The organism is Sphingopyxis sp., from assembly GCF_035250425.1.
GTDB lineage: Bacteria > Pseudomonadota > Alphaproteobacteria > Sphingomonadales > Sphingomonadaceae > Sphingopyxis.
In genome coordinates this window covers 1-8653 of the sequence record NZ_DATFFD010000250.1, presented here as the reverse complement: position 1 = coordinate 8653, position 8653 = coordinate 1, and the positions used below count along the sequence as shown (strand labels likewise).

Sequence of the window (8653 nt, the reverse complement as noted above, 5' to 3'; positions counted from 1 at the left end):
GTGATCAGCTTGTCGGTTGCCGCATTTTCCTTTTTGACCCAGTCGAGCGCCTTCGTGCCCTCGATATCCTCGAGCCAGAGGTAGGGATCCTTGTCTTGGGGCGCGGCGACGGCGGTGATGGAACAGCTGAGGGCAAGCGCGGCAAGGCTGGCGCGGATCATTCGATAGTCTCCCCTGGGGTGTGATGGCGCTGTGCTAGCAGCATTAGACACCCCAAGGGAAGAAGGCGCAGCGCCTACTGGTCGATGATCATCGTGCCCGGATGATGCTTGTCGAGATGTTTCTTGATGATCCGGAGATTGCGCGTGTTCGAGCGGAAGAAGAAGTCGAACGCGTCGCCGACAAGCGGGATCGCGCCGAGCGCGGTGTCGACGCCGAGATTGCCGACCATGCGCCAGATCTTCCATTTCGGCATGCCGAGGTTGCGTGCTTCCCAGATCAGATAGGCGCCCATCGTCGCGGCGATGACGTCGCCCACGACGGGAACAAGGCCGACGATCGCGTCGAGGCCCACCGGGCGGTTGATCCCGGGGATGACAAAGCTGCGTTCGAGCAGGATTTCCAGCGTCTCGACGCGTTTGCGCAAGGCTGCGGGATCGCTGCGATTGGAAATCAGCGCGTCGAAGATCGCGTCGGGATTCGGGGGCGAAGGGGCCATCTGGGTCCTTTCAAAAGCGCTCGAAGGTGCAGCGCCGCTGTATTAGTTAGGTAAGGCAATCACATGATTCAATGGGTGCTGCGCGCGGCCGTTGGCGCGCAGGCCGGTAAGACGCTGCGACGCGACCGACCAGCGGAGCGGCGTCGCGAGCGGAATGAAGGGCGCATAGCGTCCGAGCACCGCCTCGGCCTCGCTCACCTGCACCCGGCGCTGGCCGGCGTCGATATTGGCTGTCGCCTGGTCGATCAACCCCTGCGCCTCGCGGTTGCAGAGCGTATCGCGGCGGCACGAGAGGCGGCGCAGCGCCCACAGCGCATCGTCGTTCGGCGCGACCTCGTCGATCAGGCGGAGGTCGGCGGTCGACGCCATCGGGACGCGCCGGCTCGGCACGCCGATCGCTTTGAAATCGGCCGACACATAGGCGAAGAGGATGCGGCCGCCGGGAGTGTCGGGGACGGCGATGCGCAGCGGTTCGATCTCGCGCCCGGCGCCGCGCCAGGCATCGACCGCGCGCTTCGCCTGCGCGACCCGCGACGCCTCGTCATATTCGGCCCAGACGGGGACGCGCGGCGCGGGACCGCCGTCGCGCGCGTAGAGCGACGGACGCAGCGTGACCTGCGGTTGCCATTCGGCGAGCCCGAACGCCTCGATCAGCCGCTCGCGCCGGACCGCGCGGACGAGCGCGTCGCGGTTGGCGTCGGTCGCGAGGAAACCCTCGGCACGGACAAACGCCAGGCCGAACAGGCCGGGGACCGGATCGACGACGAGGCGCGAGCGGCCAACGTTCGAGGCGGCGAAATAGGGCAGGGTCGAAAAACGGCCGCCGATGACGCCATCGGCATAGCCATTCTTGAACCGCGCGAGCGCCCCTTCGGGCGAGGTGCCGACCAGCTCGATCGACGCGGCGGGATCGTTCGCGGCGGCTTCGGCGGCCTCGGGATCCTCGGCGAGCGGATCGGGGACGGGCGAGAGCAGCACCGCGCGGCCGATCTTGCGCGCGCGCATCGGCCCCCAGCCCATGCCTTTGTTGACGATCGCCATCGAGGGTTGCGCAAGCAGTTCGAGGATCGCGGGCTGCGGCACCGAAAGGCGGATTTCGATGACGGTGTCGGTCATCGCCTTGATCGTCTCGACCTCGGGGAAGTCGTTCTTCAGGACGTGGCGGCTGGCGGGCGCCAGATAGGAGCGCAGGATCGCGGCGACATCCTCGGCGGTGACCTTGCGGCCATTGGTCCATTTGGCTTCGCGCAGGCGGAAGATATAGCTGCGCCCGTCTGTGGTGACGGTCCAGCGGTCGGCGAGGCCGGTATCGATCTGTCCCTCGCCATCATAGCTGACCAAGCCCTGCGAGGTGGCGTCGAGCAGCGCGGCATTGGCCGACGACAGCTCGCCGGCCGCCGGGTTCGCGGCGGGATTGAGCGCGCCGATGGCGGCGATCTTGACCGGGCCGCGCTCGCCGAACAGGCCGCAACTGGCAAGCGACAGGAGGGCGACGCCGACCATGATCTTGGGCAGGAGTGTTTTGGGCCTGGGCTTCGGCATGTCTGTTTTCGGCGGCATCGGGGTGCATCATAGTGATGCCGGGCGAAACCGGAAGTGGGCATCCGGCTTGCTGTCCGATCTGTCGCAAGGCCTGATCTGTCGCAAGGCTGGTGCGGACGGCGGGACTTGAACCCGCATACCCAGAGGATGGCAGATTTTAAGTCTGCTGCGTCTACCGATTTCGCCACGTCCGCATGACCGACGCCGGTCAAGCCGATGGGCCGATGGAGGTCAAGCGATGTTTGGCGCTTCACGTCATGCGGCGGCTCGGCTAGACGGCGTGGATGACTCCAGTCCTTGAAATTTCCGGCCTCGGGAAAACCTATAAAAGCGGTCACACAGCCTTGAGCGATGTCGACCTCTCCATCAACAAAGGCGAGATATTCGCGCTGCTCGGGCCGAATGGCGCGGGCAAGACGACGCTGATCAGCATCGTCTGCGGTATCGTGACCGCGACCACGGGCAGCGTGACCGTCGCGGGGCACGATCATGCGCAGGGCTATCGCGCCGCCCGGACGATGATCGGGCTGGTTCCGCAAGAATTGCACACCGACGCGTTCGAAACGGTGATGGCGACGGTGAGTTTCTCGCGCGGGCTGTTCGGCAAGCCGCGTAATCCCGCGTTCATCGAGCAGCTGCTGCGCGATCTGTCCTTATGGGACAAGCGCGATTCGAAGATCATGGAACTCTCGGGCGGCATGAAGCGCCGCGTGATGATCGCCAAGGCGCTCTCCCACGAGCCCGAGATCCTGTTCCTCGACGAGCCGACCGCCGGCGTCGACGTCGAACTGCGCCGCGATATGTGGAACATGGTGCGCGGTCTTCGCGAACGCGGCGTCACGATCATCCTCACGACGCATTATATCGAGGAGGCCGAGGAAATGGCCGACCGCGTCGGGGTGATCACCGGCGGGCGGTTGATCCTGGTCGAGCAGAAGGATGCGCTGATCAAGAAGCTGGGGCGCAAGACGCTGACGCTCAATCTGGCCGAACAACTGGAGGCCGTGCCCGCCGAACTTGCCGACTGGAAGCTTGCGCTCGCGGGCGAAGGGCATGAGCTCGTGTACGAATTCGACAGCCAGGCCGAGGCGACCGGGGTGCCCTCGCTGCTGCGGCGGATGACCGACATCGGGGTCCAGTTCAAGGATCTGCACACAAGGCAAAGCTCGCTCGAGGATATTTTCGTCGGGCTGGTGCACGAATCGAACGGCGCAAAGGGAGAAGCCGCATGACCGCGAACTGGCGCGGCGTGCGCGCGATCTACGCCTTCGAAATGGCGCGCTTCGGGCGCACCTTCTGGACCAGCCTGATGCTGCCGGTCATCACCACGGCGCTCTATTTCGTCGTTTTCGGCTCGGCGATCGGCAGCCGGATGACCGAGGTCAGCAACGTGCCCTATGGCGCCTTCATCGTGCCCGGGCTGATGATGCTGACGATGTTCACCGAAAGCATCAGCAACGCCTCGTTCGGCATCTATATGCCCAAATGGACGGGGACGATTTACGAAATGCTGTCGGCGCCGCTGTCGCCGCTGGAAACGGTGATCGCCTATGTCGGCGCCGCCGCGACCAAGTCGGTGATCATCGGGTCGATCATTTTCGCGACCGCGCACCTGTTCGTCGACGTGCAGGTCGCGCACCCGCTGTTGATGGCGGCCTTCATGATCCTGATGGCGGTGACCTTCTGCCTGTTCGGCTTCATCATCGGCATCTGGGCGCAGAGCTTCGAACAGCTGCAGGTGATCCCGATGCTGGTCATCTATCCGCTGACCTTTTTGGGCGGGGCTTTCTATTCGCTCGACATGCTGCCCGCGGCGTGGCGGACGGTGACCCTGTTCAACCCCGTCGTCTATCTGATCAGCGGCTTCCGCTGGACCTTCTTCGGCAAGGGCGATGTCGGGATCGAAGTCAGCATGGGCGCGGTGACGCTGTTCCTGGCGCTGTGCCTGGGCGTCATCTTCTGGATGTTCCGCACCGGATACCGGCTCAAGAACTGATTTCCCGGCCGATCTCCCTATCATCGTCATGCTGAACTTGTTTCAGCATCCACGACGTACCGTTGCCTTCCGCGCTGCGCTGAAGGCGTGAACAGGCCATGGGCCCTGAAACAAGTTCAGGGTGACGAAAATGGTGGACGCGAAATCCTGTTTGGTGCGCGCGCTCAGCCGTTCAGACGTTCGCGCATTTCCTTGCCCGGTTTGAAATAGGGCACGTTTTTCGCCTTCACATCGACCGCCGCACCCGTCCGGGGATTGCGGCCGGTGCGCGATTCGCGCGACCGGGTCGAGAAGGCGCCGAAGCCGCGCAGTTCGACACGACCGCCCGAGGCGAGTTGATCGACGATGGAATCGAAGAAAGTGTCGACGATCCGCTCGACTTCCTCGAGCCGCAAATCGCTGTTTTCGCTTGCGATCTTTTGAACCAGTTCTGACCGGATCATGAGCTTCCCCTATTATATATCACGCTTCTCCCGCCGAAGCAGGCGTCCGGTCGTTGCCGGCCCATTGTGCGTGAGACCCCTCCCAACGCACGGAGAAGGTATCACGAATCACTGTCCGGTCAAAAATATATCACGACATGAAAAAGGCCCGCAGAGGGACACTCTGCGGGCCTTTGTTTCGCCTGACGGCGGAAGGAGGAAATTAATCCTTCTTGCCGGCCTTCAGCGCCTCGCCGAGGATGTCGCCGAGCGACGCACCCGAGTCCGACGAACCGTACTGAGCGACGGCTTCCTTCTCTTCGGCGATCTGCATCGCCTTGACCGAGAAGTTCGGCTTTTTCGAACGGTCGAAACCGATGACCATAGCATCGAACTTCTGGCCGACCTGGTAACGTTCGGCGCGCTGTTCGTCGCGGTCGCGGCCAAGGTCGGCGCGCTTGATGAAGCCGGTGGCGCCATCTTCGCCAGCCTGGACTTCGAGGCCGTTGTCGCGGACTTCGAGGACGGTGACGGTGATGACGTCGTTCTTCTTCACCGAACCTGCAGCGGCGGTGCCGCCACCAACGGCCGGAGCGCCCTTTTCAAGCTGCTTGATGCCGAGGCTGATGCGTTCCTTCTCGACGTCGACGTCGAGAACGACAACCTGCACGGCCTCGCCCTTGCGGTGGAGGTGCAGCGCTTCTTCGCCCGAGATGCCCCAGGCGATGTCCGACATGTGAACCATGCCGTCGACGTCGCCCGGCAGGCCGACGAACAGACCGAATTCGGTCGCGTTCTTGACTTCGCCTTCGACGACCGAGCCCACGGGGTGGGTTTCGGCGAATGCGCCCCAGGGGTTCGACTGAGCCTGCTTGAGGCCGAGCGAGATGCGGCGCTTGTCGCTGTCGACTTCGAGGACGATGACGTCGACTTCCTGGCTCGTCGAAACGATCTTGCCGGGGTGGACGTTCTTCTTGACCCACGACATTTCGCTGACGTGGACCAGGCCTTCGATGCCGGCTTCGAGTTCGACGAACGCACCGTAATCGGTGATGTTCGTGACGGCGCCCGACAGCTTCGCACCGACGGGGTATTTGGCGGCGACGCCTTCCCACGGATCGCTTTCGAGCTGCTTCATGCCGAGGCTGATGCGCTGCGTGTCGCGGTTGATGCGGATGATCTGGACGCGGACATTGTCACCGATGTTGATGACTTCACTCGGGTGGTTGACGCGCTTGTAGCTCATGTCGGTGACATGGAGCAGGCCGTCGATGCCGCCGAGGTCGACGAACGCACCATAATCGGTGATGTTCTTGACGGCGCCTTCGATGATCTGGCCTTCTTCGAGGTTCTGGATCAGGCCCGAGCGCTGTTCGGCGCGCGTTTCTTCGAGGATGGCGCGGCGCGACACGACGATGTTGCCGCGGCGGCGATCCATCTTCAGGATCTGGAAGGGCTGCGGCAGGTCCATGAGCGGGCCGACGTCGCGTACGGGGCGAATGTCGACCTGCGAACCGGGAAGGAACGCCACGGCGCCGCCGAGGTCGACGGTGAAGCCGCCCTTGACGCGGCCGAAGATGACGCCTTCGACGCGGGCTTCCTTGTTGAATTCTTCTTCCAGGCGGTCCCAGGCGGCTTCGCGGCGAGCACGGTCGCGCGACAGCATGGTTTCGCCATTGGCGTTTTCGACGCGGTCGACATAGACTTCGACTTCGTCACCGACATTGATGTCGGCCTTCTGGCCCGGCATCGCGAATTCGCGAAGCGGCACGCGGCCTTCGCTCTTCAAACCGATGTCGATAACTGCCAGGTCGTTTTCGATCGCGGTGACGGTGCCCTTGACGACGCGGCCTTCAAAGCCGCCGTCAGCACCACCAAGCGATTCATCGAGCATCGCGGCGAAATCGTCGCGCGTCGGGAAAGCCGTAGTGGCCATAGTGGATATTCCTTACTTCATCTGTTCCGGCCAAGCGGTTGGTTCCGCTGGTCTTGTGGCCGATCCGCCACGCCTGCCGGATGCAGGACGCAGCATCCTTCGAACCGGTTGCCGGCGAGTCATGGACAAAGCAAAATGGGCGCGGCGGGTGCATCCCATCGCGCCCGACGCTCGGTTCGAGCGGCGGTCGGTCCATGCCTCGACCTGCAATAAAGCCCGTCGGACGGCGCGCATATAGTCTGCAACCCCTGCCAAAGCAAGGCGGAAAGCCCGTTCTAGCCGCGGGCCTTCCGGCGCTCTTCGACAAAGGCGATCGCGGCGGCGAGCGCGGCGTCCTTGTCCATGTCCGTGTTGTCGAGCAGCATCGCGTCTTCGGCCCGGAGGAGTGGCGCGTTGGCGCGGCCGGTGTCGCGCGCGTCGCGGGCGTGAACGTCGGCGAGCACGGCATCGAAGCCGACGTCGACGCCGCGCCCGAGCATCTCGGCATGGCGGCGGCGCGCGCGTTCTTCGGCGCTCGCGGTGACGAACAGCTTGGCATCGGCGTGCGGCGCGATGACGGTGCCGATGTCGCGCCCGTCGAGCACCGCGCCGCCCGGCCGGTTGGCGAAATCGACCTGGCGCTGGAACAGTGCGGCGCGAACCGCAGGATGGACCGACACGCGGCTCGCGAGGCTGCCAGTGGTTTCATAGCGCAGCGCCGGATCGCCCAGCAGGCTGTCGGGGAAGCTGCACGCGGCGAGCGCGTCGGCGGCATTGTCGGCGTCGCCATGGTTGAGCTGCGTCTGATAGCCGACCGCGCGATAGAGCAGCCCGGTGTCGAGCACAGGCAGGCCGAAATATTCGCCCAGCGCTTTGGCAATCGTGCCCTTGCCCGACGCGGTGGGGCCGTCGACCGCGATGATCATTGCTGAAGCCCGGCGAGCAATTGCTCGAAATTGGGGAAGCTGGTCGCGACCGGGGCGATGTCGTCGATCGTCACCGGCGCCTTGCTGGCGAGGCCGGCGACGGCGAAGCTCATGCAGATACGGTGGTCGAGGTGGCCGGCGATGGTCGCGCCGCCGGGCAGCGGATCGCCGCCGGTGCCGTCGATGATCAGCCCGTCCTCGCTTTCCTCGACGCGCGCGCCGATCGCCTTGAGGCCGGTGGCCATCACCGCGATACGGTCGCTTTCCTTGACGCGCAGCTCGTCGAGCCCGGTCGTGACGGTGCGGCCCTCGGCCAGTGCGGCGGCGACGAAGAGGATCGGGAACTCATCGACCATGCTCGGCACGATGACGGGGTCGACGGCGATGCCCTTGAGCGCGCTGTAGCGGACGCGGAGGTCGGCGACGGGCTCGCCGCCGACGGTGCGGGCGTCCAGCAGTTCGATGTCGCCGCCCATTTGTTGCAGCACCTCGATCAGTCCGGCGCGGGTCGGATTGAGGCCGACATTGGCGATGGTGACGTCCGACCCCGGGACGAGGAGCGCGGCGACGATGAAGAAAGCGGCCGACGAAGGATCGCCCGGGACGGTGATCGTCTGCGGCTTCAGCTCGGCCTCGCCGCGGATGCGAATATGGCGGGTGCCGTCGGCACCCAAATCGACGGTCAGGTCGGCACCGAAACCCTTGAGCATGCGTTCGCTATGGTCGCGGGTCGGGACGGGCTCGATCACTTCGGTAATGCCCGGCGTGTTGAGACCTGCGAGCAGTACCGCGCTCTTCACCTGCGCCGAGGCCATCGGCAGGCGATAGGAGAGGGGGATGGCGGGCGCGAGCCCGCGCACCATCAGCGGCAGGGTCTTGGTCCCTTTGGCACCGGGCGAGGCGCTGATGTCGGCGCCCATCTGACTGAGCGGGTCGATGACGCGGCCCATCGGGCGGCCCGACAGGCTGGCGTCGCCGATGAAGGTCGTGGTGATCGGGTGGCTCGCGACAAGGCCCATGAGCAGGCGCGTCGAGGTGCCGCTGTTCCCCATATCGAGCGCTTCGCGCGGCTGGAGCAGCCCGCCGACGCCGACGCCGTGGATGCGCCATTCGCCATCGTCCTGACGCTCGATGGTCGCGCCCATCGCGCGCATCGCGGCGGCGGTGGCGAGCACATCATGCCCCTCGAGCAGG

At 64.9% G+C, this 8653-nt stretch carries 8 protein-coding genes and 1 tRNA gene; 2 read left to right on the top strand and 7 right to left on the bottom strand.

What is annotated here, in order from left to right:
* Positions 1-235 precede the first annotated feature (235 nt).
* From VJ811_RS15285 to VJ811_RS15275, 3 genes are all read right to left on the bottom strand, one after another.
* On the bottom strand, positions 236-658 hold the full coding sequence (locus VJ811_RS15285; protein ID WP_324073881.1) for a DUF4112 domain-containing protein: 423 nt from the start codon (positions 656-658) through the stop codon (positions 236-238).
* Positions 659-700: 42 nt separating this feature from the next.
* On the bottom strand, positions 701-2200 hold the full coding sequence (locus VJ811_RS15280; protein ID WP_324073879.1) for an ABC transporter substrate-binding protein: 1500 nt from the start codon (positions 2198-2200) through the stop codon (positions 701-703).
* Positions 2201-2308: 108 nt separating this feature from the next.
* Positions 2309-2394, bottom strand: a tRNA-Leu gene (locus VJ811_RS15275).
* A 90-nt stretch (positions 2395-2484) separates the two neighbouring features.
* On the opposite strand from VJ811_RS15275, the gene VJ811_RS15270 reads away from it, so the two are divergent.
* Both VJ811_RS15270 and VJ811_RS15265 read left to right on the top strand, forming a co-directional pair.
* Positions 2485-3432 carry an ABC transporter ATP-binding protein gene (locus VJ811_RS15270; protein WP_324073877.1) on the top strand — a complete coding sequence of 316 codons (948 nt, stop codon included), beginning with the start codon at positions 2485-2487 and terminating at the stop codon, positions 3430-3432.
* Positions 3429-4196 (top strand): ABC transporter permease, encoded by a 768-nt coding sequence (locus VJ811_RS15265; RefSeq protein ID WP_037511456.1) that lies wholly within the window; start codon positions 3429-3431, stop codon positions 4194-4196. The genes VJ811_RS15270 and VJ811_RS15265 overlap by 4 nt, the downstream gene beginning before the upstream one ends.
* Before the next feature lie 164 nt (positions 4197-4360).
* On the opposite strand, the gene VJ811_RS15260 is transcribed toward VJ811_RS15265, so the two are convergent.
* From VJ811_RS15260 to aroA, 4 genes are all read right to left on the bottom strand, one after another.
* Complete coding sequence (locus VJ811_RS15260) at positions 4361-4639, bottom strand: integration host factor subunit beta (protein WP_248454312.1); 279 nt, start codon at positions 4637-4639, stop codon at positions 4361-4363.
* A gap of 202 nt (positions 4640-4841) precedes the next feature.
* Entirely contained in the window at positions 4842-6554 is a 1713-nt protein-coding gene (gene rpsA / locus VJ811_RS15255; protein WP_324073872.1) for a 30S ribosomal protein S1, read from the bottom strand.
* 275 nt (positions 6555-6829) lie between these two features.
* Positions 6830-7459: a d(CMP) kinase gene (locus tag VJ811_RS15250; RefSeq protein WP_324073869.1), complete on the bottom strand. Its 630-nt coding sequence runs from the start codon at positions 7457-7459 to the stop codon at positions 6830-6832.
* A partial coding sequence (gene aroA, locus VJ811_RS15245) for a 3-phosphoshikimate 1-carboxyvinyltransferase (protein WP_324073867.1) occupies positions 7456-8653 on the bottom strand: 1198 nt, incomplete at its 5' end. The genes aroA and VJ811_RS15250, both read right to left, overlap by 4 nt.

Excerpts from the sequence above, each read along its gene's own strand:
- VJ811_RS15285 (WP_324073881.1), bottom strand. The coding sequence starts at position 658 with ATGGCCCCTTCGCCCCCGAATCCCGACGCGATCTTCGACGCGCTGATT.
- VJ811_RS15280 (WP_324073879.1), bottom strand. The coding sequence starts at position 2,200 with ATGCCGAAGCCCAGGCCCAAAACACTCCTGCCCAAGATCATGGTCGGC.
- VJ811_RS15270 (WP_324073877.1), top strand. The coding sequence starts at position 2,485 with ATGACTCCAGTCCTTGAAATTTCCGGCCTCGGGAAAACCTATAAAAGC.
- VJ811_RS15265 (WP_037511456.1), top strand. The coding sequence starts at position 3,429 with ATGACCGCGAACTGGCGCGGCGTGCGCGCGATCTACGCCTTCGAAATG.
- VJ811_RS15260 (WP_248454312.1), bottom strand. The coding sequence starts at position 4,639 with ATGATCCGGTCAGAACTGGTTCAAAAGATCGCAAGCGAAAACAGCGAT.
- rpsA (WP_324073872.1), bottom strand. The coding sequence starts at position 6,554 with ATGGCCACTACGGCTTTCCCGACGCGCGACGATTTCGCCGCGATGCTC.
- VJ811_RS15250 (WP_324073869.1), bottom strand. The coding sequence starts at position 7,459 with ATGATCATCGCGGTCGACGGCCCCACCGCGTCGGGCAAGGGCACGATT.